The following is a 21456-nucleotide window of genomic DNA, read 5'->3' as shown; positions in this document are numbered from 1 at the left end:
CGGGTGACTCTAGAAGATCCCGACGAACGGGTTACCGCCGTGCAGGAAGATCCAGCCACCGGCGGCCGCCGCGAGCGCCAGGATCAGGCAGACGAACGAACCCCAGGATGGGCGCACGGCCCAGCCGCGGTTGCGGTCGAAGGACAGGCGGCCGGGACCGGTGAGGATCAGCGACGCGGACGCGGCGGCGAGAATCGACTCCAATTCGACCGGCCGGTACTGGAAATCGGGAGCCATGCCCTGTTTCCACAGCCACGCGGTGGAGATGGAGGCGAGGACCGCGCCCGCCGCGAGCGGTGTGGCCAGGCCCAGCACGATCAACGCGCCGCCGCCGACCTCGGATACCGTCAGCATCGCGGTGGACAGCTCGATATGTTTCCAGCCGCCCTGTTCCAGCATGTGCCGCGTGCCGTCCAGGCCGGGGCCGTGGAACCAGCCCGCCAGCTTCTGCAGACCGTGGTACAGGAAGGTGAGACCGACCGTCAGGCGCAGCGCCAGCAGGCCGAGATCCACTGTGCCGCGCCGATACTCGCGTGAGCGCCGCAGGCGTTCGGTATCGCCGTTCGCCGGGGCCGGCGGAATGCTGGCGAACGCGTAGGTCGACGCGTCGGCCGCCTCGCCGTGCGATGCCGAGGTCATCTTCGGAGTCTCGGCCGCACCGGCCCCCGCCGACGACGGCACCTCCGGATCCAGGCCCAGATCGTCCTCGGTCCGTGGGACATCCTTACCCGCCGCGGGTTTCACCGAGGGGAATTCGCCGGTCGGATTGTCGTAGGGGCTGCTCGCCGCCTGTCCGGACGCCGGCGGCTGCGCCGACGGCTGATTCGATTCCGGTCTTTGGTTCGGCTTGTCCGTCACGGGCACAGAGTATGACGCGAAACCGGCGGGTGCGTGGTCTGTTCGCGGCGTGTCCAGCGCGGCCCGACGCCGTCACGAGGGCCTCGACGAGCCATCGCGACCCCCTACGAGCGCTCGCGGCGGTATTTCCGTAACGTTTGGGCAATGAGTGTGGTTGTCGTCGGCCGTGTCGCGTCGATCCTCGCCGTCACCGCCGGCTTGGTGGCCGGCTGTGCCAGTTTCGACGATTCCGCGTCCAAACCGTTCTCTCCCGCACCGACCATCGAACCCGAGGGACAGGGCCCGACCAACGAGCCCAAGACCCCGCCGCCGACCGGCCAGCGTCCCACCGGTCCGTGTATCGATCCCGATCCCTCGGTCGTGGTGTCGTGCCTGGACACCACCGGCGGCCTGACCGTCCTGCCCGACGGGCAGCGGGCATTGGTCACCGAACGCACGACCGGCCGCATTCTCCAGGTCACCGCCGTCGATGCCAGTACCGCGCCGCCACCGCCGCTCGAGGTCACCCGGGTCGACGTCGACGCCGCCGGGGACGGCGGGCTCGGCGACGTGGCCCTGTCCCCCAGCTACGGCGAGGACGGGCTGATCTACGCCTACATCACCACCGCGTCGGACAATCGCGTGGTGCGGATCGGCGCCGGCGGTGAGCCCAAACCCATCCTCACCGGAATCCCGAAGGGCGCCAGCGGAAATCACGGTTCGCTCGCCTTCGTCAGCCCGACGAAACTGGTGGTGCTGACCGGTGACGCGGGTGATCCGGGCTCGGCCGACAATCCGGGCTCACTGGCCGGGAAACTGCTCGAGATCGACGACCCCGCGCCGGGCAACGCCAACCCGAAGGTGGTGGCCTCCGGCATCGGCAGCGCGGGCGGTGTGTGCGCCGACCACAAGGACAGCGTCTGGTTCACCGACCGCACCGCCACTCAGGACCGCCTGCAGCGCCTGGCTCAGGACGGCACCGTCTCCACCGCGTGGACCTGGCCCGACAAACCGGGCGCCGGAGGGTGCGCGGCGGCCGTGGACGGCGTGGCCGTCGCGATGTCGGGAGCCAAGGCGCTCGCCTTCGCCGATGCCGACCCCAACACCCACGCGGTGACCACCGCACCGACGATGGTGGCCCAGGACAAGTACGGCGCACTCGGCGGCGCCACCCTCGGCGCCGACGGCAACGTGTGGGTCGGCACCGTCAACAAGCCCGCCGCGGCCGGACCACTCGACGACCGCATCGTGCGCATCCCGCCCCCGAAGGGCGGCGCCGGCGGCGGACCCGACTAGGCGGCGGCCGCCGGGAATCCGACAGGCCCGGTCCGTACGGACCGGGCCTGTCGAGTCGGCGGGGTCAGGCCGCGCTGCAGGCGGCGAGGACCAGCTCGCGCACCCGGGCCGCATCGGCTTGGCCGCGGGTGGCCTTCATGACGTCGCCGACGATCTTGCCGGCGGCCTGGACCTTGCCGGAGCGGATCTTGTCGGCGATATCGGGATTGGCGGCCAGGGCCTTGTCGACCTCGGTCTGCAGTGCGGAGTCGTCGGAGACCATGCCCAGGCCCTTGGCCTCCACGATCTGCCCCGGATCACCCTCACCGGCCAGGACGAAGTCCACGACCTGGCGCGCGACCTTGGAGTTGATGGTCTTGGCGTCGACCAGCGCGACCACCTCGGCGACCTGCTGGGGCGTGATCGCCAGATCCTCGAGCGCGACCTCGCGCTCCTTGGCCTGTTCGGTGAGGTAGTTGACCCACCAGGCGCGGGCCGCATCGACCGAGGTGCCGGCATCGACGGTCGCGATGATCAGGTCCAGCGCGTCGGCGTTGACCAGATCGCGGAACACCTCGTCGGACAGACCCCACTCGGCCTGGATACGCGCCCGGCGCAGCCACGGATACTCGGGGATGGTGCCGCGCAGTTCCTCCACCCAGGCGGCATCCGGGGCGATCGGCTCCAGATCCGGTTCGGGGAAGTAGCGGTAGTCCTCAGCGGACTCCTTCGGGCGTCCGGGCGAGGTGGTGCCGTCGGTCTCGTGGAAGTGCCGGGTCTCCATCAGGATGATGCCGCCGCCGGCGAGCACCGCGGCCTGGCGGCGCATCTCGAAACGCACCGCGACCTCGACGCTGCGCAGCGAGTTGACGTTCTTGGTCTCGGTGCGGGTGCCGAATTCCTTCGCGCCCTTGGGCATCAGCGAGACGTTGGCATCGCAGCGCAGCGAACCCTGCTCCATTTTCACATCGGAGACGTCGAGCGACTTCAGCACCTCGCGCAGGGCGGTGACGTAGGCGCGGGCCACCTCGGGCGCCCGCTCACCGGCACCGGTGACCGGCTTGGTGACGATCTCGATCAGCGGCACACCCGCGCGGTTGTAGTCCAGCAGTGAATGGCTCGCACCGTGGATGCGGCCGGTGGCGCCGCCCACGTGCAGTGACTTACCGGTGTCCTCTTCCATGTGGGCGCGCTCGATCTCGACCCGGAAGGTGGAGCCGTCGTCGAGCACCACATCGAGGTAGCCGTCGGTGGCGATCGGCTCGTCGTACTGGCTGATCTGGTAGTTCTTCGGCTGGTCGGGGTAGAAGTAGTTCTTGCGCGCGAACCGGCCCCACGGGGTGATCGAGCAGTTCAGCGCGAGACCGATCCGGATCGCCGATTCGACGGCCTGCTGGTTGACCACCGGCAGCGCGCCCGGCAGGCCGAGGCAGACCGGGCAGACCTGGGTGTTGGGCTCGGCACCGAACACGGTCGGGCACCCGCAGAACATCTTGGTCGCGGTGCCCAGCTCGACGTGCACTTCCATGCCGAGCACCGGCTCGTACCGGTCGATGACGTCGGCATAGTCCATCAAGTCCACCGTGGGTGCAGTCATGTCCCTCATTTTATGTATCGGCGGGGAACGCGCTCGCCCGGCCCGAGCAGAGCCGGTCCGGCGCCGGGAGCAGCCCCACGCGCCCGGCCGCGTGGGGCTTCCCCTCCTCCCTCGATCAGTCGACGGCGATGGCCTCGACGATCGGCATGCGGGCCGCGCGCAGCGACGGCGGAACGGAACCGAGCAGCGCCAGGATCAGGGCGGCGAGGGCGTAGACCAGCAGCATCGGACTGGGCCGGTAGACGACGTCGATCGTCATCGCCCGCCCCATGGCCATGGTGGCCAGGTACTGCACGCTCGCACCGGTCACCAATCCCAGTGCCGCGCCCGTCAATCCGATGCCGGCCGCCTCGGTCAGAACGGTGCGCAGCAGGAAACGGCGACTGGTGCCCATCGCGCGCAGCACACCCATCTCCCGGCGTCGCTCCAGCACCGAGAGCATCAGTGTGTTCAGCAGCGCCGCGGTCGAGACCAGTACGACGATCCACAGAATCGACCCCGACAGCGAGGTGCCCTGCCGCACCCCTCCCGATACCGCGGCCAGCGCCTGCGGACCGGTATCGACATGCATACCGGGCGGCACCACGCCGCGGATCGCGTCGAGCACCCTGTCCTTGTCGGCGCCCGGCGCGAAACCGACCCCCAGAATCGTCTCCCCCGGCCGGTCGTACCACTGCCGCAGGATGTTCAGATCCATCAGCACGATGCCCGACAGCGCCGAGAAGTACGGAATCACCGCCAGTACCCGGACGTCGTGGATTCCGGTCGGTGTCGGCAGGGACACCCGCGCACCGGTCCCGACGCCCAGCGAGCGCGCCACATCACGGGACAACACCACCCCCGCACCGGTCGACATCTGCTGTGCCACTTCGGGTCCCAGCCGCGCGAGCAGATCGGTACGCACATTCGGTTCGTAGGCCTGCACCATGACCCGATCGCCGCCGACGGTGGCGAACGCCATCTGCGCCGAGCCGACCTCGGCCACCCCGGGCACCGCGCGCACCTTCTGTTTCAGATCCGCCGGAAGTATCGGTCCCGTGGGGAATTCGGCCAGCGACGTCGGGCTCACATAGGCGTCGCGCTCGGCCAGATCGGCGAAGGAATCGGTGGCGGAGTCGACGAGATTGCTCGACGCGCCCCCCATGGCGACGGTGGCGGTCACGCCGATCATCACCGTCATGGCGGTCGCCCAGACCCGCCGGGGCGCCCGTTCGATGGTGGTGGCGCCCAACGCACCCGGCGCACCGAAGAGCCGGGCCACCCCGGCCGCGAATCGCACGATCGGCGCCATCGCCGCGAAGCACACACCGACCACGCCCGTGATGGACAGTGAGATGGCGGCCAGCGACGCCCGGCCGATATCGGCCCGGGCGATCGAGATCGCGGCGACGACCAGCGCCAGGCCGCCGGCCAGCGCACCCCAGCGCAGCCACGGGCTCACCGTATCGGCCTTCGACACCCCCACCGGTGCCAGCGCCTCGATCGGCTCCACCTTGTAGATCTGCCGCGCGGCGATCGACGCGGCCGCCACACTGGCCAGCACACAGGCCGTGATCGCGACCGGAATCGCGTACCAGGGCACGATGTACTCGGTGCGTGTCTGGACCGCGGCCATCATCGCCGACGGGATCTGGTTGATCGACGTGCGCCCGGCGAACAGCCCGATCACCGAGCCGATCGCCCCGCCGATCAGTCCGACGATCGCGGCTTCGGCGATCAGATCACGCACCATGGGCCCGCGTCGGCCGCCGATGGCTCGCAGCAGCGACAGGGTCGGACGCCGTTGCGCCACCGCCATACTCATCGCGTTGTAGATGAGGAAGCCGGACACGATCAGCGCCGCCGCCGACGCCATCGTGGTGGAGAAGCGCACCAGCTGGATCGCACCACCCGCCTGTGCGGTGCGCAGACTCGGGTCGGCCACCACGGCGCGGCCGTCGACCACCCCGGTCAGCGCCGAACGCAGCTGTCCTACATCGGTATCCGGTTTCGGCACGATCTGGATCGAATCGAGCATCCCGGCGCGGCCGGCCAGCTGCTGGGCCACCGGCAGGGTGGCGATGACGATATGCCCGCTGTTGAGTTTGCGGGACGTAGCGTCGTCGAGCACCCCGGCCACGGTCACGTGCCGGGAACCCAGCGAGAAGGTTTCGCCCTCGTGCCGGCCCATCCCCGTACCCACCAGCACACCATCGGGTACCGACAGCAGTGTCATCGCTCGATCGCGCACGGCGTCGTCGAGATCGCTGCCCAGCGCCGAGACCGAGGCGTCGGCACCGATCAGCAGGCTGCGCTCGTCCCGGTCGCCGATACCGGTCCGGATCATCGGCACCGCGGCCCCGACACCCGGCACCGCGCGAATCCGCGGCAGCAGATCCTGGCCGAACCCGCTCTCGGTGACTCCCGATATCTCGAGTTGCGCCCTACCGCCCAGTGCCGTGGTGAGCCGGTCCACCGAACCGGTCACCGAGCCGGCGATGCTGAGCACTGCGACCAGCAGCCCCGCCGACACCGCCATGACCGCCATCGACATCGCGGTGCGGCCCCGATGGGTGAGCAGCTCGCCGATATTGAACAGCCGCAACCGATCCCAGCCGGCCGTGATCACGCGCGCACCACCTCGTCGCCGCCGCGGACCTCACCGTCGGCGGCGGCCGCGGCACCCTCACGCCGCGCACCGACACGCTCGTCGGAACCGATGTGCCCGTCCCGCAGGGTGATCACCCGATCGCAGTATTCGACCGCACCCATGTCGTGGGTGACCATCACCACCGAGTTGCCCGCACCGGAGATGTCGCCGAGCAGCTTCAGAATGGCGGCGCCGGTCTTGGAGTCCAGGTTGCCGGTGGGCTCGTCGGCCAGGATCAACGGCGGATCCATGATCAGCGCGCGGGCGACCGCCACCCGCTGCATCTGCCCACCGGACAGTTCCGCGGGCCGATGCTCGGCGCGATCGGCGAGCCCGACGAGGTTCAGTAGTTCCAGGGCCCGCGGCTCGGCTTTGCGTAATCCGGTGCCGTCCAGCAGCTTCGGGACCGCGACGTTCTCCCATGCCGACAGCGTGGGCAGCAGATTGAAGAACTGGAACACGAAACCCACACGGTGGCGGCGGAATTCGGATTGCCGGTTGTCGTCGAGCGCGCCGATCTCCGCACCCTGGAATCTGATCGACCCCGAGTCCGGCGAATCGAGTGCGCCGAGCAGATGCAGCAGAGTGCTCTTACCGGAGCCGGACGGACCGATGATCGAGGTGAACTCACCTGCCTCGATACGCAGGCTGATGCTGTCGAGAGCACGAACCCGCTGTTCGCCCACCCGGTATTCCTTCACGATGTCGGTCAATTCCAACATGGCGGTCTCCCCACCCTCTTTCTGCTGTCGGTCCGGTGTCACCGTGCGCCGACCCGCGCCGCGTTCGGTGCGATCCCTCCGGAGTCAGCGCGCCAGGACCGGCTCACGCTGCTGATGGCGAACCCGGTGCGCGTCGAGTACGGCGCGCAGAATCGGTTGTTCGGCGGCCAGTTCGAGATAGGCCTCGGCCGCCGACTGGCCCTGCGTCTGTGCCTGATCGAGCTTCGCGTGCAGATGGTTGTCCCACCGATATTGCAGTGCGGCAAGCACTCCGGCGGGTCCGCCGAAGAGTCGCTCGCACCCGGGCAGGTCGTAGAACAGGCCCGGGACAGCCGGATCGGCGGCAGCGCGGGCGAGCACCTCGTGCAGGATTTCGGTACGAGCGTGCTGGTCTCGCCATGTCATCGCACCCATCTCCTCGAGCCGGGCGTCCGAACCTTGTCTCCGAACGCTGTGCCAGTCACGCTACGGACGCGGTGCCCGTAATACGTCGTGCTCCGGACGAGACTCGAGCTCCTACCCGGGTAGGAGCTCGCCCCCTTTCCGGGAACGATGCGACGGCGATGCGGAGGCGACTAGCCTGACACCATGGACCTGACCAGCGCCCACGGTCGCAAGGGCGCGGCAGATGCCGGATCGGAACCGGTGCCGCGGCCCGATGACGATGCCGGGGTGCCGCCGCGAACGGCGCACCACCCGGGTCCGCTGCGCCTGGCGCTGGGCCGGGTCGCGCGCCGTATCGCCGACCTCGTCCACGACCCCGGCGGCACCCTGCGCCGGCGGGTGGAGGAGATGTCCTACGGCTATCCCGTCTCGGTGGTGGTGACGGCCGATATCGCGGTCGTGGTCGCCGCCATCGCGGCCGCCTCGCTGCGCAGCCAGTACTTCGACACCGGAGTGCCCTTCATCGCGGTAGCGCTGCTGTTCGCCTGCTATCCGCTGCTGTTCCTGTTCGATCTGTCCCCGAAACCGGCGGTGTTCGGCCTGTCCGCACTCGCCGCGCAGGCGCTGTTCCTGGTGCAGCCGGTCTCCCCCGACTGTTCGCCACTGGTGCTGACGGTCATGGTCGGCATGATCGCAGCGATCGCGCCCAAACGGGCCAGCCTGTTCTGGATGCTGCTCGCGGTCGCCGAGATTCTGATCTTCTACGCCCTCGGCTACGCCGAACTGGTGCAGGTCTACGTGGTGGCCATCGTATTGGGGTGGATGGTCGGGCTGATGCTGCGGTTCCAGCGGCAGTCGCTCGACCAGGAACGCGAGAATCAGCAGATCCGCGCGGCCCAGGCCGCCGACGACGAGCGCCGCCGGATCGCGCGCGAGGTACACGACGTGATCGCGCATTCGCTCAGCGTCACGCTGTTGCATCTGACCGCGGCTCGTCACTCCCTCGAAACCGATCGCGACGTCGACGAGGCCATCGACGCCCTCGGTGATGCCGAACGCCTGGGCCGCCAGGCGATGGCCGATATCCGGCACACCGTCGGGCTGCTCGATCAGCGGCCCTCGGCCATGACCCCCGAACCCGGACTCGACGATATCGGCGATCTGGTCTCGGACTTCGTCGGCGCCGGACTGCCGGTGACCTACCGTCTCAGCGGCGATGCCGGATCGGTGTCGGCCTCCACCGGACTCGCGCTCTACCGGATCAGCCAGGAATCGCTGTCCAATATCGCCAAGCACGCGCCGGGTGCGGCCGCGACCGTCGATATCGCCGTCACACCGATGGAAGTGACCGTGCAGGTGCGCAATACGCTGCCGGCCGGCCCGGCGCCACGCACCGGACGCGGTATGGGGATCAACGGCATGCGCCAGCGCACCGCGACGCTCAACGGCAACCTGTCGGCGGGCCGGTCGGGTGATCATTGGCAGGTGCGCGCGCGCATCCCGCTGGCTCCGGGCGAGGTGTGCCCGATGACCGGAATCGACGATCCGCTGACGATCGTGCGCGAGGCCATCACCTCGCTGACCCGCAAGCGCCAGGAGGGCATGTGAATTCGGGGCAGGTCCCGCTCGCCGATACCGATACCGCGACCACCACCGTCCTCGTCGTCGACGACCAGGAACTCGTGCGCGGCGGACTGCGCCGCATCCTGCGCCGCCGCGACGGCTTCGTGGTCGCCGAATGCGGTGACGGTGACGAGGTGCCCGCCGCGCTGGCCGCCAACCGCCCCGACGTGGTGCTGATGGATCTGCGAATGAAGCGGGTGGGTGGCATCGACGCCACCCGCCGCCTGCGCGAGCGCGACGGCGCACCGCCGGTGCTGGTGCTCACCACCTTCGACGACGACCATCTGCTCTCCGGCGCGCTGCGTGCGGGTGCGGCCGGATTCATCCTCAAGGACTCCCCGGCCGAGGATCTGATCCGGGCGGTGCGCACCGTGGCCGAGGGCGGCTCGTGGCTGGATCCGTCGGTCACCGGCCGGGTGCTCTCGGCCTATCGCACCGCGCGCCCGGTGCCCGCCGAGGAGCGCGCGCACCTCAACGAGCTGACCGCACGCGAACTCGAGGTGCTGAAACTGATCGGCCGGGGCCGGGTCAACTCCGAGATCGCGGCCATGCTCGGCATCTCCGAAGTGACGGTAAAGAGCCACGTAGGACACATTTTCGGCAAGCTCGGGTTACGTGATCGGGCGGCCGCGATCGTCTTCGCGTTTGACCACGGCGTGGTCGCACCCGGAGAATCGGCGTTCTGAGGGGCAGGCAACCCGGTGCGCGCCGGGCATGGTTGGCCACCTTGCCCAGGAGTTGGAGGTTCACCGGTGGAAGTGCCGAGATCCCTGGCCGGTACCAGGTTCGGCCCGTACGAGGTGCGCTCGCTGCTCGGTCGCGGCGGTATGGGCGAGGTGTACGAGGCGTTCGATACCGGTAAGGATCGCGTCGTCGCGTTGAAGGTGCTGCCCGAACAGCTGGCGCAGGATCCGACGTACCGGGAGCGCTTCCGCCGCGAATCCCATATCGCGGCCGGCCTGGCCGAACCGCATATCGTCCCGATCCACGACTCGGGTGAGATCGACGGCACCCTCTACATCGATATGCGGCTGGTGCGGGGCGAGAATCTGCGCACCCTGCTGCGGCGTCAGGGCCCGCTCGCCCCGGACCGGGCGATCGCGATCGTCGAGCAAGTGGCCGCCGCACTCGACGCCGCCCACAGCGCCGGGCTGGTACATCGTGATGTGAAGCCCGCGAATATCCTGGTCACCCCGGCCGATTTCGCCTATCTGGCCGATTTCGGCGTCGCCCGTAGCGAGGGTGACACCGCGGCCACCACCACCGGCACCCATGCCGCCGCGTCCTACACCTATATGGCGCCCGAGCGGTTCGACGCCGGACCGGTGACCACTCGCGCCGATATCTACTCGCTGGCCTGTGTGCTGTACGAGTGCCTCACCGGCTCGACACCGTTTCCGGCACAGAGCGTCAGTGTGCTGATCCGATCGCATCTGTCCGAGCCGCCGCCGCGGCCCAGTGCGGAGCGCCCCGACGTGCCGGAGGCGGTCGACGCCGTGATCGCGCGCGCGCTGGCCAAGAGCGCGGCCGACCGGTACCAGACCGCTGGGCAGTTCGCGGCCGCCACCCGGTCGGCACTCGCGGCCGGCGCCAGGTCGGCCGCGGCGGGCACGCCGCCGGACTCGGTGACGACCGGGGTGTTCGGGGCCGAACTCCTCGCCGAGGCACCGCCCACGCCCCCGACCCCCGAGCCGGCGATCGACGACGCGCCCACCCCGGTCGATCTGCCCGTGGCAACCGTGCAGGACTATCGCCGGGAGCCGGAGCCCACCACCTTCCAGCCGTTCGGACCGGACGGGCCGACGATCGCGGCGAATTTCCAGCCCCGCGGTCCGCTGATCACACCGCCCGAGGGTGCGCCCGCCGCCCCCGTGTCCGGGGGGCCCGCCGATTCCGCTGCCGCACCGTCCGTTCCGGCGAGCGACGCCGGCGCATCGGCGGATTCGACGACCTCGCGCGGCTACGAGACCACCGGAACGCTGCGCATCATCGCGCCGCCGGACGCGGACGAGCGCGAGGCCACCGGTGATCTGCCGGTGATCCACCCGGCCGACCCCACACTGGTGCATCCGGGCGAATTCCACTACTCGCCGCTGCAGGCCGACGGGTCCGCGGCGGCCGTGAAGCCGCCGGTGAGCCGTCCGCAACCGGCGGTACCCGCGGCGGCGCGCTCCGCCGAACCGAGCAGCGCCTACGCCGATCCGATTCCCGGTTCCGAACACCGCACCCAACTGCTGGATCCCGCGCAGTTCCACACCGATCCGAGGTCGGCCCCGCGGCCCCGGTCCGGCGAGGACACCGGCTCGCCGGCCGAGGGGGAGACGACCGCGGGGTCCGACAGCGACACCCGCTTCCTGGATATCTCGCAGTTCGGCACCGGCGCGGGCGATACCCAGTTCCTCGAGGTCGCCGGATTACGCGGGCAGACCCGCTACGACGACGATCACTACGACGAGTCCGGTGCCGAGGACGCCGGTGCCGAGGACGCCGGTTACGAGGACGCCGGTTACGAGGACTCGGCCTTCGACGAGTCGGGCTACGACGAGTCCGGGTACGAGGACGATCCGCGCTACGCCCACGACGCCGGCTATCACGACGAGACCGATCCCGAAGACTCCTACGCGGACGACTCCTACGCGGACGACGAGTTCGCCTTCGCCGCAGCGGATTACGATGAGGCCCCGCCCGCGAAGCGGTCCCGCTCGGTCGCCGTGCCAGTGGTTCTCGGGGTGCTGGGCGCGGTGGTCGTCGCCGGCCTCGGCGTAGTCGGCTGGCAGGTGTTCGGCTCCTCGTCGAGCGACGACGCCCCGGCCACCGCCTCCGGTCCGGCCACCTCCGCCGCGGCGCCCCAGCGCGCCGCCACCGGTGTCGCACCGACGACAGCGGCGCCGACCACCACGACCGGCGCCACCCCGGCCTTGCCGGTGGGCGCGAGCCCGTGCTCGCAATCCGCCACCGCCGGCGAATCGTTCGGCAAGGCCGCCACCGGATCCGAGGTGACCTCGTGCGGCTTCGCCGAGGCGGTGCGCCAGGCGTATGCGAAGGCCGCCCGATCCCACGGCGCGACCAGCGCGGCGACAGCCGACGCCAACACCTCGATCATCGCGGTCAGCCCGGTGACGGGACGGTCCTACCCGATGACGTGCACGAGTTCGGGCAAGGTCGTCACCTGCACCGGCGGCGACAACGCGGTGGTCTATGTCTATTGACCCGACGCCCACCGGGCGCCAGGGTCGGCGGCGGTTGTTCTCGGCAGGTTTGGCACTTCTGGTTTCGGCATGTTCGGCGCAAGGGGTCGCGGTGACCACCGGCCCGACCGTCTCCGGCCCGGTCACCGAAATGGTGCGCCCGGCGCCCGCGCCCGACGCGGCGACGCCCCGGCTACCGCGCGGTCTGGCGGCCGATTTCGCGGCACTGCAGGCCGAATTCCCCGGCCGGATGGGGCTCGCGGTCATGGCCGTGGGCAGCGACCACGTCATCACACTGGGTGATTGGACGTCCGGCGTCGCCTGGTCGACGATCAAGGTGCCGTTGGCGCTGGCGGCGCTGCGCCGCGATCCGGCCGGGCTGGCCGATACCGCGGCGGCGGCCATCACCGCCTCCGACAACGATGCGGCCCAAGCACTCTGGATCGCGCTCGGCGGCGGTGAACCGGCCGCGGAAGCCGTGGAGGCGGTGTTGCGCGAGGCCGGGGACACCACCACCGATGTCGCCGACCGGCACAATCCGGATGCCCGCCAATCCATCGACGACCCCATGGTTTTCGGCGCCACCCAGTGGAGCCTGGTCGATCAACTGCGCTTCGCGGCGCGACTGCCGTGTCTGCGCAATGCCTCGCGCGTGGTCGACCTGATGCAGCAGATCACCGACAGCCAGAGCTGGGGACTCGGCTCGTTCGTCGGCGCCGAGTACAAGGGCGGCTGGGGACCCGACGACGATACCGGCGCCTATCTGGTCCGGCAGTTCGGGCTGGTCCCGACGTGGTCCGGCCAGCTCGCGATAGCCCTTGCGGCGCAACCGGACTCGGGCAGCTACGACGACGCGGTCACGATGACCGACCGGATGTCGGCCATCCTGGCCAAACACGTGCACGAACTGCGTGGCGGGGCGTGCGAACGATGACGGTGACCTCGTCTCATATGCGCCGCCGACGGCCTCCGCATTTGACCAGCGCGGCGGTTGCGCACACAATTCCACGTCTGACGGGTGGTGCCATCGCGGGCCGCCCGGGGATGTGGAGGTGAACGGGTGCACGCACCATACGCACCGCGGGGCCGGCGCAACTCGCCGACCGCGCCGAGAATCGGTCGGCCCCAACGCTTTCGCGTTCTGGCGGCGACGCTCGGCACGGGCCTGCTGATCGGGACGGCGGCCTGTTCGACCGCGTCGGATACCGAAACGACGACCACACAGTCCCTACCCACCAGCGCCACCGCCCCGGCCACGATGTTCGCGCTGCCGGGTTCGCTGGCCGCCGACTTCACCGCGCTGCGACCGAGTTTGAACGGCCACGCCGGAATGGCGATCATGGCCGTCGGCGGTCAGCGCACCGCGCTGATGGGCGACTGGACCACCGGACCGGCCTGGTCGACGATGAAAGTTCCACTGACGCTTGCGGTTCTGCGGACCAACGGCAACACCAGCACCTATCAGATGTCGGCGGCGATCACCGAATCCGACAACTCCGCGGCCGATGCGCTGTGGCAGTCGCTCGGCGCTCCCGATGCCGCCGCGCAGGCCGTCCAGGGGGTGCTGCGCGACGGCGGCGACAGCAAGACCACCGTGCCGGCCGCCCGTAGCCGAGCGGAGTACTCGGCCTTCGGTCAAGCCGATTGGGCACTGGGCGACCAGGTGCGATTCGCCTCGCACCTGCCCTGCCTGCCCGATGCCGATACCGTCACCACGCTGATGGGCAAGGTGGTCTGGGGCCAGCAGTGGGGCCTCGGACATCTCGACAACACGCGCTTCAAGGGCGGCTGGGGGCCGGATTCCTCCGGCAGCTACCTGGTCCGGCAGTTCGGCCTGCTCACGACTCCCAACGGCGATGTCGCGGTCTCCCTTGCCGCACAGGCGACTTCGGGTACGTTCGACGACGGCACCCAGATCCTCAACCAGATGGCCGGGCTGCTGACCAAACATCTCGACGATCTGCCGGCCGGTCACTGCGCACCCGCGCAATAGCCGCTGTCCGTGCTGGGCCGGTTGCTGTAACCGGCGGTTAACGGGGGCGAGGCTGCGGTGCGCGGGCGAACGCGGCAAGATAGGCGGCATGCGCATCGGAGTCTTGACCGGAGGCGGGGACTGCCCAGGCTTGAACGCGGTCATCCGAGCTGTCGTCCGCACCGCGAACGGCCGCTACGGGGACGCGATCGTCGGCTTCCAGGACGGTTGGCGCGGGTTACTCGAGGATCGCAAGATCCATATCCACAACGACGACCGCACCGACCGCATCCTCACCAAGGGCGGCACCATCCTCGGCACCGCACGCACCAATCCCGAGGTTCTGCGCGAGGGGCTGGGGCGAGTCAAACGCACCCTCGACGACAACGGCATCGACGCCCTCGTCCCGATCGGCGGCGAGGGCACCCTGACCGCCGCCCACTGGCTGGCCGACGAAGGGGTGCCGGTGGTCGGCGTCCCGAAGACCATCGACAACGACATCGACTGCACCGACACCACTTTCGGCCATGACACCGCGGTCACCATCGCCACCGACGCCATCGACCGGCTGCACACCACCGCCGAATCGCATCAGCGAGTCATGCTGGTGGAGGTGATGGGGCGCCACGCCGGCTGGATCGCCATGAACTCCGGTATCGCCTCCGGCGCCCATCTGACCCTCGTCCCCGAGGCGCCCTTCGACGTGGAGGAGGTGTGCACCATGATCAAGCGCCGGTTCCAGCGCGGCGACTCGCACTTCATCTGCGTGGTCGCCGAGGGCGCGAAACCGGCGGAGGGATCGTTCCACCTGCGTGAGGGCGGGGTCGACGAATACGGCCACGAACGGTTCACCGGTGTGGCCCACCAGCTCGGTGTCGAAATCGAACGCCGCATCGGCAAGGAGGTGCGCACCACGGTGCTGGGCCATGTCCAACGCGGCGGTTCGCCGACCCCGTACGACCGGGTGCTGGCGACCCGATTCGGCCTGCACGCCGCCGAGGCGGTCCACAGCGGGAAGTTCGGGCAGATGGTGGCACTGCACGGCACCCAGATCGAGCTGGTATCGCTGGCGGAGGCCACCAAGCAGCTCAAACTGGTGCCGTCGGACCGCTACGCGGAGGCCGCCGCCTTCTTCGGGTGACCTCGATCAGCCGGCAGTCGGTTCCGGCACCGCGTCCAGCGCGGTGGTATCCGGAACCGACGGCCGAGCGTCGCTCTCCCGGACGCGGGCGTCGCGGCGACGGCCACGATCCCGATAGCGCAGCAGCGCCCACAGGAGCACCGCCTCCGCGATGGCGGTGAACACGGTCAGGAATTGGCTGAAATAGCTGGCGAAGACGTTGACCACCGTCAGGGAGACGACACTGGTCCAGATCCCCAGGCGCACACCGCGTTCCTCCTCGCCGCGCAACCACGCGACGGCGCCGGTGAGGCAACCGATTCCGACCACCGCTTCGGCGACGGCGGCAATCGCCAACCCGGACAACGCCTTCCAGCCGTGTCCGTCGGTGATGTCGAGCAGGTGATCGAGTTCCGACCACGGCGAACTCCAGCCCGAGATCACCACCAACGCCAGTACCAAGCGCAGCAGGGTCCACAATCCGTGGCACAGCAGTACGGTGATCAGCAGCACGCGCACCAGGAGCAACGGCAGCAGCCGCTCCTCGGCGTCGCGGGCGAACCGCAGTGCTCGCGCACCCAGCGCAGGCTCGGCATCACACGGCACCGCGTGCAGGTAGGTGCGTAGCGCGGCGGCCAGCTCACGCCGGGGTTCGTCGAGCCGGTCCACCCGGACCCGATCCAGCTCGGCGAGCAGCGCCTCGCGCCGCCGGGTGGTCATGCGGGCCGCCACCATATCGCCGACCTCCTCGGTCAGCGCGCCCAGCGACAGATCCGCGGAGCGCAGTCGCCGGCTCGCCGCGTACCGGGCCGCCGCCACGATGATCAGGAACGCCAGATAGATGATCGGCGCGGCGAGCGGGAAGAAGTAGTCGTTGTCGGCGGTGATGAACTTCCCGACCTCGTCGATGAACAGGCCGAGCCCGACACCGGCCAGGATCGCCGCCCACACGATCGCGGTGCGTCCCGACGACATCAGTTGCAGCACACACGAAATCACCAGCAGCAGCCCACCGAACAGCGCGTGCGCGATGTGATAGGTGCTGCCGCCGATCTTCGGATACCCCGAGGCCATGAGATACAGCCGGGTGATCACCACCGTCATGCCGAACCCGATCGCCATCAGCGTGACCAGCCGTCCCGCATCGGGCCGCCACTGCATCCTCATCCGCGCACCGAACACACCGCTTACCTTGGCACAGCGCGTGTTTCTACGGGGCAGCACCGGATATCGGGTCTCACTCCAGCGGCATTCTCTGCCACCAGGCGGTGAACTCGGGCTCGCTCATCCCGTCCGTCGAGCCCATGAAGGAGAACGCTCGACTCGTCGCCACTACGAGGTACTGCCCACGCGGCGTATCCGCGCCGAAAGACAACACCACCCACCGGGTGTAGATCGACTCCGAGCTCGGCGGATTGGTGTGACTCGTATAACTGACGGTTCCGGTCCGTCCCGTTCCCGGCCGCGAACTGGGCAGCCGGGCCACCACCGCCTGCGCATCGGCGGACGAGGGATACTTCAGGACGGCGTAGTCGGGCAATCCGGACTGGGTCGAGCAATCCCAGCTGCCCGACCTGTTCCCCACCTCGAGATTCGTTCCCGCGATGGCCACGATATTCTGACCGCCTCCGGAGGCCAAACAGGTTCCGCCGTTGTACCCGCGTCCGTCGCCCGAGACCGCGAGCGCGGGAAAGACCTTGGTCATGGCGGCGGTTTCCCGCCTGCTCGCATCGATGTTTTCCATGGCGTCCGCGATCTCCTGGTTCGCCTTGCCTCGCATCACCATGAACACCACTGCGGCGATGACGAGCAGCGCGACCACCACGCCACCGATGATCCACCCGACCGGAGACGACCGCTTCGGCGCCGGCGGCCGACCGTACGCATCGGGCGGATAACCTCCGGCGCCGGGCGGGGGCGGAGGCGGCCGCCCGACCGAATAGGGCGCCGCCGCCACCGGCTTCACCGATCCGGGGGTCGGACGCACGGTCGTGTTCCCGCCGAATCCACCGGTCGAGGACATCCCCCGCGCGGCACCCGGAAGATTCGGGGCGATGGGTGCGTACCCGCCCATTCCCGGCGCGCCCGCGGCCGGTCCGGCCGGGACCGGCCCGATCGCCCTCGGCGGGGCGAGCGTCCGCCCGGGCGCGATGAGCGTCGGCGCGGCGCCCGCGACGGCCGGTATCGCCACCGGAGCCGTCAACGCCTCCCGGGCGGCTGCCACGAATTCCGCACAGCTGCCGAATCTTTCGGAGGCCCGCTTGGCCATGGCCCGCGAGATCACCGCATCCATCGCGGGGGACAGTCCGGCGCGCCGGGCGCTCGCGGGCGGGACCGGCAGTTGCAGATGCCCGCGGATCACCTCGGTGGGATGTTCGGAGTCGAACGGGCCGGTGCCGGTCAGCAGCCAGTACAGTGCGCAGGCCAGTGAATACTGATCGGAGCGGTGGTCGAGGGCGGCACCGGTCATCTGTTCGGGCGAGGCGTAGGCGAGGGTCGCGGTGAACATACCGGCCTGGGTCAGATGCGTGGAATCCTCACGCAGCCGGGCGATTCCGAAATCGGTCAGGAAGACTCGCTCACCCTTACCCCCGACCGCGCGCGCGAGCAGGATGTTGGCGGGCTTCACATCTCGGTGCATGACACCGTTGCTGTGCGCGTAATCCAGTGCGGCGCCGACCCCCTCGATGATCTGCACGGCCCGCTCGAGCGGCAGCGACAGCGGGTTCACGCCCGCGGCGTCGATACCGTCCACGTACTGCATGCAGATCCACAGCTGATCGTCTTCCACCCCGCGGTCGTAGACGGCGACGATGCCGGGGTGATCCAGCTGCGCACACAGATCGGCCTCGCGTTCGAACCGTGCCCGTATCTCCGCATCGGTGTACAGCTCGCGATTGAGCAGTTTCAACGCCGTCAACCGTGGCAGGCGCGGGTGCCGCGCGAGATAGACCGACCCCATCCCCCCTTGGCCGAGCAGTCGCTCCACGGTGAAGCCGGCGAACACGTCACCGTTGTTCAACACCTACGTTCCCCCCTTCCGGCGACGTACCAGGAGGCGATCCTACCCGGACCGGTCAGCCCGGGGTGACCAGCCCGGATTCGTAGGCGATGACTACGGCCTGGGCGCGATCACGCAGGTCGAGCTTGGAAAACACCTTCGACACATGGGTTTTCACCGTTTGCTCGGCCACGAACAGCGCCTCGGCGATCTCGGTATTGGACATGCCCTTGGCGATGAGTTCGAGGACTTCCCGCTCCCGGGGGGTCAGCGCGTTGAGCGCCGGAGCGGGCTTGGGGCGGGCGCGACGCCGCGTCACATCGGCGATCAGCCGGCGCGTCACGGTCGGCGCCAGCAGTGCCTGTCCTTCGGCGACCACCCGCACCGCGCGCACCAGTTCGTCGGCCGGTGCGTCCTTGAGCAGGAATCCGCTGGCGCCCAGTCCCAGTGCCTCGTAGACGTAGTCGTCGATATCGAAGGTGGTGAGCATCAATACCCGCACCGGCGGATCGAATCCGGCGGCCAGGATGGCGCGGGCCGCGTCGAGCCCGTTCATCTCCGGCATGCGCACATCCATCAGCACCACATCGGGGCGCAACCGCTTGGCCTCGGTCACCGCGACCACACCGTTGGGTGCGTCGCCGATGACGCTGATGTCGGGCTGGGCGGACAGTAGCGCGCCGAAACCCTGCCGCACCATGGCCTGGTCATCGGCGATCAACACAGTGATCGGCATATCCGCCTCAGAGGAATCGAATGACCGAGAGCAGACCCGCGACCAGGCAGTAGATCGCGAACGGCAGCAGGGTCCGGGTTTTGAAGAAACGTTCCAGGAAGCGCACCGCCAGCCACGCCGCCAATCCCGCGACGATCGCGCCGACCACGGCCTGGCCGTGGATGCCGGCGGCCTGCGGCCCGGCCAGCTCGGGCAGTTTCAGCACACCCGCGGCCAGGATGACCGGCGTGGCGAGCAGGAAGGCGAATTTCGCGGTGTCCTCGTGGTCGAGGCCGCGCAGTAGTCCGCCGACCATGGTGAGACCGGACCGGCTGAACCCGGCCAGCAGCGCACCCGACTGGGCCAGCCCGATACCCAACGCGTCCTTGACCGACAGCGCCGCCAGCCGCTCGTCGGAGGCGATCTGTTCTGCCTCCTGCACCGCGACTCCCCGCGCCTGCGCCTCGGCACGGGCCTCGTCCTCGGCGAAGCGGCGGCCGTACTCGGCCAGCGACGGCGCGTTGCGGCGACGCAGACCCTCGCCGACGATCAGCACCACACCGTTCAGCGTGAGGAAGATACTCGCGTAGATCGGTGTCGCGAACATGGTGCGCAGCGGATGTTCCAGCAGCAGCCCCAGCACGCCGACCGGAATCGTCGCCAGCACGATCAACCACGCCAGCCGCTGTGACGAGGTCTCGACGCGACGGGTCCGCAAGGTCGTGACGAAGCCGACGATGATGTCGCGCCAGTCCCGCCAGTAGTAGGCCAGCAGCGCCACCGCGGTGGCGACGTGCAATGCGACCACGAAGGCCAGATACGGCGTTCCGTTCTCGGAATCGCCCTCGGTCACGAGCTTTTCCCAGCTCCCGCCCAACCAGGCCGGGACCAGCACGGAATGGCCCAGACTGGAGATCGGGAACAATTCGGTGACGCCCTGTAGCGCGCCGATGACGATGGCTTGGAAATAGGTGAGCATCGCCGCTAAGTCTTACACGAACACGCCTCGTACCCCATGCGCGCACCGCGTCCCGCACGTGCGGATCTCCTCCCCTGACCAGCTGATACGGACATATCACGCAAGGCCCGGCGGCCTCAGCCGGGCAGGCCCGGCAGCACGGTGGCCGATGTCACGGCGACCGCGGTCATCGGCAACCTCGCGTACACCTGGAATCCACCTTCCGAGCGCGGCCCGGCGGCCAGCATGCCGCCGATCGCTTCGGCCCGCGCGCGCATCCCGGCGATACCGCTGCCACCGCTGCCGCCCGACGCCGACGCCGGTTCCGGACCCCCGCCCGCATCGTTGCCGACCAGCAGTTCCACGGATTCGGCCGTCACAGTGACGGTGACCGTCACCGCGCCACCGGACGCATGCCGCGAAACGTTCGACAGCGACTCCTGCACGATCCGGTACAACGCCAGACCCACGGTGTCGGGGACCGTGGCCAGGCTTCCGTCGATCGTCCATTCGATGGGCACCCCTGCGCGGCGCACCCCGTCGAGCACCGACACCACGTCGGCGGCGACCGGTTGCGGCGCGTGTTCGGGCAGCTGACCATCGCTGCGCAGCACTCCGAGCATGCTGCGCACCTCGTTGAGCGCCTCGCGCGCGGAGTCCCCGATGGATTCGAATTCGGCCCGCGCGGCCGGGGAGACATCGGCGACCCGATAGGGCGCGGTCTGGGCTTGCACGACCACCATCGACATGTGGTGGGCCACCACATCGTGCAGGTCGCGCGCGATGCGCGCCTTCTCCTCCAGGATCGCGCGGCGGGCGCGTTCCACCTCGTTCTCTTCCTCCTGCCGCACCAGCGCCTGGCGCGACAACACCAGCCAGCGCACCAGCAGTCCGAATCCGACCAGGCCGGTCATCGCGATCGGCCAGCCGAATCCCGCTTCGGCGAATGAGGTGCCGCCGGACATGGTGGTGGCGAACAACAGTGAGGACGCGATCCAGGCGACCGCCACGATCTGTATCGGCGAACGCACCGCCACCGCGAACAGCAGGGTGAAAAGCACCAGGATGTGCACCACCTGGAACGGCAGGTCGTTACCCGGCTGATGTGGTATCGCCAGGGCGATCAGCAAGGCCGAGCCCGCGGAGATCGCCCAGCCCAGGGCCGGATTGACCCGGATCAGCGCCAGCGGGAACACCGCCAGTGCGGCGATGAAGGGCTGCGCGCCCGCCGGGACCTGGTGGGTGATGTGCAGAGTCGGCCAGCCCACCGCGAACAGCGTCACGACGGCGATCACCGTGAAGAGATCGAACCACAGCCGCGCGCGGCCCGGCGTTCGCACCGACGTCCGTACCCGTCGGATCGATCGTGTCACCCGTGTCATGGGTACGAGCCTAGGAATTCCGGCGCGATTCGTCCTCACCCGGAAGTCCGACT

Annotated in this window: 17 protein-coding genes; 7 read left to right on the top strand and 10 right to left on the bottom strand. The window is 69.3% G+C overall.

Annotated features, from left to right (window positions below):
* Positions 1–9: 9 nt before the first annotated feature.
* Complete coding sequence (locus LKD76_RS09755; protein ID WP_227980712.1) at positions 10–858, bottom strand: DoxX family protein; 849 nt, start codon at positions 856–858, stop codon at positions 10–12.
* Between the two features lie 144 nt (positions 859–1002).
* Between LKD76_RS09755 and LKD76_RS09750 the strand changes: the two genes are divergently transcribed.
* Positions 1003–2133, top strand: a complete 1131-nt coding sequence (locus LKD76_RS09750; protein ID WP_227980711.1) for a PQQ-dependent sugar dehydrogenase — start codon at positions 1003–1005, stop codon at positions 2131–2133.
* A gap of 64 nt (positions 2134–2197) precedes the next feature.
* Here LKD76_RS09750 and gatB read toward each other — a convergent pair whose 3' ends face one another.
* The 4 genes from gatB to LKD76_RS09730 form a co-directional block, all read right to left on the bottom strand.
* Complete coding sequence (gatB, locus tag LKD76_RS09745; RefSeq protein WP_227980710.1) at positions 2198–3709, bottom strand: Asp-tRNA(Asn)/Glu-tRNA(Gln) amidotransferase subunit GatB; 1512 nt, start codon at positions 3707–3709, stop codon at positions 2198–2200.
* Positions 3710–3824: 115 nt separating this feature from the next.
* Positions 3825–6317, bottom strand: coding sequence for an ABC transporter permease (locus LKD76_RS09740; protein WP_227980709.1), 2493 nt, complete (start codon positions 6315–6317; stop codon positions 3825–3827).
* On the bottom strand, positions 6314–7060 hold the full coding sequence (locus LKD76_RS09735) for an ABC transporter ATP-binding protein (RefSeq protein ID WP_227980708.1): 747 nt from the start codon (positions 7058–7060) through the stop codon (positions 6314–6316). The genes LKD76_RS09740 and LKD76_RS09735 overlap by 4 nt, the downstream gene beginning before the upstream one ends.
* 84 nt (positions 7061–7144) lie before the next feature.
* Complete coding sequence (locus LKD76_RS09730; protein ID WP_227980707.1) at positions 7145–7465, bottom strand: hypothetical protein; 321 nt, start codon at positions 7463–7465, stop codon at positions 7145–7147.
* Between the two features lie 183 nt (positions 7466–7648).
* On the opposite strand from LKD76_RS09730, the gene LKD76_RS09725 reads away from it, so the two are divergent.
* The 6 genes from LKD76_RS09725 to LKD76_RS09700 all read left to right on the top strand — a co-directional run bounded on the left by LKD76_RS09725 (position 7649) and on the right by LKD76_RS09700 (position 15368).
* The gene (locus tag LKD76_RS09725; RefSeq protein WP_227980706.1) at positions 7649–9052 is read left to right on the top strand and encodes a sensor histidine kinase; all 1404 of its coding nucleotides are present in this window, start codon (positions 7649–7651) and stop codon (positions 9050–9052) included.
* Positions 9049–9753 (top strand): response regulator, encoded by a 705-nt coding sequence (locus LKD76_RS09720; protein ID WP_227980705.1) that lies wholly within the window; start codon positions 9049–9051, stop codon positions 9751–9753. The genes LKD76_RS09725 and LKD76_RS09720 overlap by 4 nt, the downstream gene beginning before the upstream one ends.
* Before the next feature lie 66 nt (positions 9754–9819).
* A complete protein-coding gene (locus LKD76_RS09715; RefSeq protein WP_227980704.1) occupies positions 9820–12276 on the top strand; it encodes a serine/threonine-protein kinase in 2457 nt (818 codons plus the stop codon).
* Positions 12277–12367: 91 nt separating this feature from the next.
* A complete protein-coding gene (locus tag LKD76_RS09710) occupies positions 12368–13189 on the top strand; it encodes a serine hydrolase (RefSeq protein ID WP_227980703.1) in 822 nt (273 codons plus the stop codon).
* 126 nt (positions 13190–13315) lie between these two features.
* On the top strand, positions 13316–14248 hold the full coding sequence (locus LKD76_RS09705) for a serine hydrolase (protein WP_227980702.1): 933 nt from the start codon (positions 13316–13318) through the stop codon (positions 14246–14248).
* Positions 14249–14336: 88 nt separating this feature from the next.
* On the top strand, positions 14337–15368 hold the full coding sequence (locus LKD76_RS09700) for an ATP-dependent 6-phosphofructokinase (protein WP_227980701.1): 1032 nt from the start codon (positions 14337–14339) through the stop codon (positions 15366–15368).
* Between the two features lie 6 nt (positions 15369–15374).
* Here the strand turns inward: LKD76_RS09700 and LKD76_RS09695 are convergent, their stop codons facing one another.
* From LKD76_RS09695 to LKD76_RS09675, 5 genes are all read right to left on the bottom strand, one after another.
* Positions 15375–16514 (bottom strand): hypothetical protein, encoded by a 1140-nt coding sequence (locus LKD76_RS09695; protein WP_227980700.1) that lies wholly within the window; start codon positions 16512–16514, stop codon positions 15375–15377.
* 70 nt (positions 16515–16584) lie between these two features.
* Entirely contained in the window at positions 16585–18372 is a 1788-nt protein-coding gene (locus tag LKD76_RS09690; protein ID WP_227980699.1) for a serine/threonine-protein kinase, read from the bottom strand.
* Between the two features lie 52 nt (positions 18373–18424).
* The gene (locus LKD76_RS09685; RefSeq protein WP_227980698.1) at positions 18425–19084 is read right to left on the bottom strand and encodes a response regulator; all 660 of its coding nucleotides are present in this window, start codon (positions 19082–19084) and stop codon (positions 18425–18427) included.
* Between the two features lie 7 nt (positions 19085–19091).
* Positions 19092–20042 (bottom strand): undecaprenyl-diphosphate phosphatase, encoded by a 951-nt coding sequence (locus tag LKD76_RS09680; protein WP_227980697.1) that lies wholly within the window; start codon positions 20040–20042, stop codon positions 19092–19094.
* A 116-nt stretch (positions 20043–20158) separates the two neighbouring features.
* Entirely contained in the window at positions 20159–21403 is a 1245-nt protein-coding gene (locus LKD76_RS09675; RefSeq protein ID WP_227980696.1) for a sensor histidine kinase, read from the bottom strand.
* Positions 21404–21456: the final 53 nt, after the last annotated feature.

The organism is Nocardia spumae (assembly GCF_020733635.1).
Lineage (GTDB): Bacteria > Actinomycetota > Actinomycetes > Mycobacteriales > Mycobacteriaceae > Nocardia > Nocardia spumae.
Note: the sequence above shows the minus strand (reverse complement) of the source record. Positions and strands in the feature narration are given on the sequence as shown.

Coding starts and splice junctions, on each gene's coding strand:
- LKD76_RS09750 (WP_227980711.1), top strand. CDS start 1,003: ATGAGTGTGGTTGTCGTCGGCCGTGTCGCGTCGATCCTCGCCGTCACC.
- gatB (WP_227980710.1), bottom strand. CDS start 3,709: ATGACTGCACCCACGGTGGACTTGATGGACTATGCCGACGTCATCGAC.
- LKD76_RS09735 (WP_227980708.1), bottom strand. CDS start 7,060: ATGTTGGAATTGACCGACATCGTGAAGGAATACCGGGTGGGCGAACAG.
- LKD76_RS09730 (WP_227980707.1), bottom strand. CDS start 7,465: ATGACATGGCGAGACCAGCACGCTCGTACCGAAATCCTGCACGAGGTG.
- LKD76_RS09725 (WP_227980706.1), top strand. CDS start 7,649: ATGGACCTGACCAGCGCCCACGGTCGCAAGGGCGCGGCAGATGCCGGA.
- LKD76_RS09700 (WP_227980701.1), top strand. CDS start 14,337: ATGCGCATCGGAGTCTTGACCGGAGGCGGGGACTGCCCAGGCTTGAAC.
- LKD76_RS09695 (WP_227980700.1), bottom strand. CDS start 16,514: ATGAGGATGCAGTGGCGGCCCGATGCGGGACGGCTGGTCACGCTGATG.
- LKD76_RS09685 (WP_227980698.1), bottom strand. CDS start 19,084: ATGCCGATCACTGTGTTGATCGCCGATGACCAGGCCATGGTGCGGCAG.
- LKD76_RS09680 (WP_227980697.1), bottom strand. CDS start 20,042: ATGCTCACCTATTTCCAAGCCATCGTCATCGGCGCGCTACAGGGCGTC.
- LKD76_RS09675 (WP_227980696.1), bottom strand. CDS start 21,403: ATGACACGGGTGACACGATCGATCCGACGGGTACGGACGTCGGTGCGA.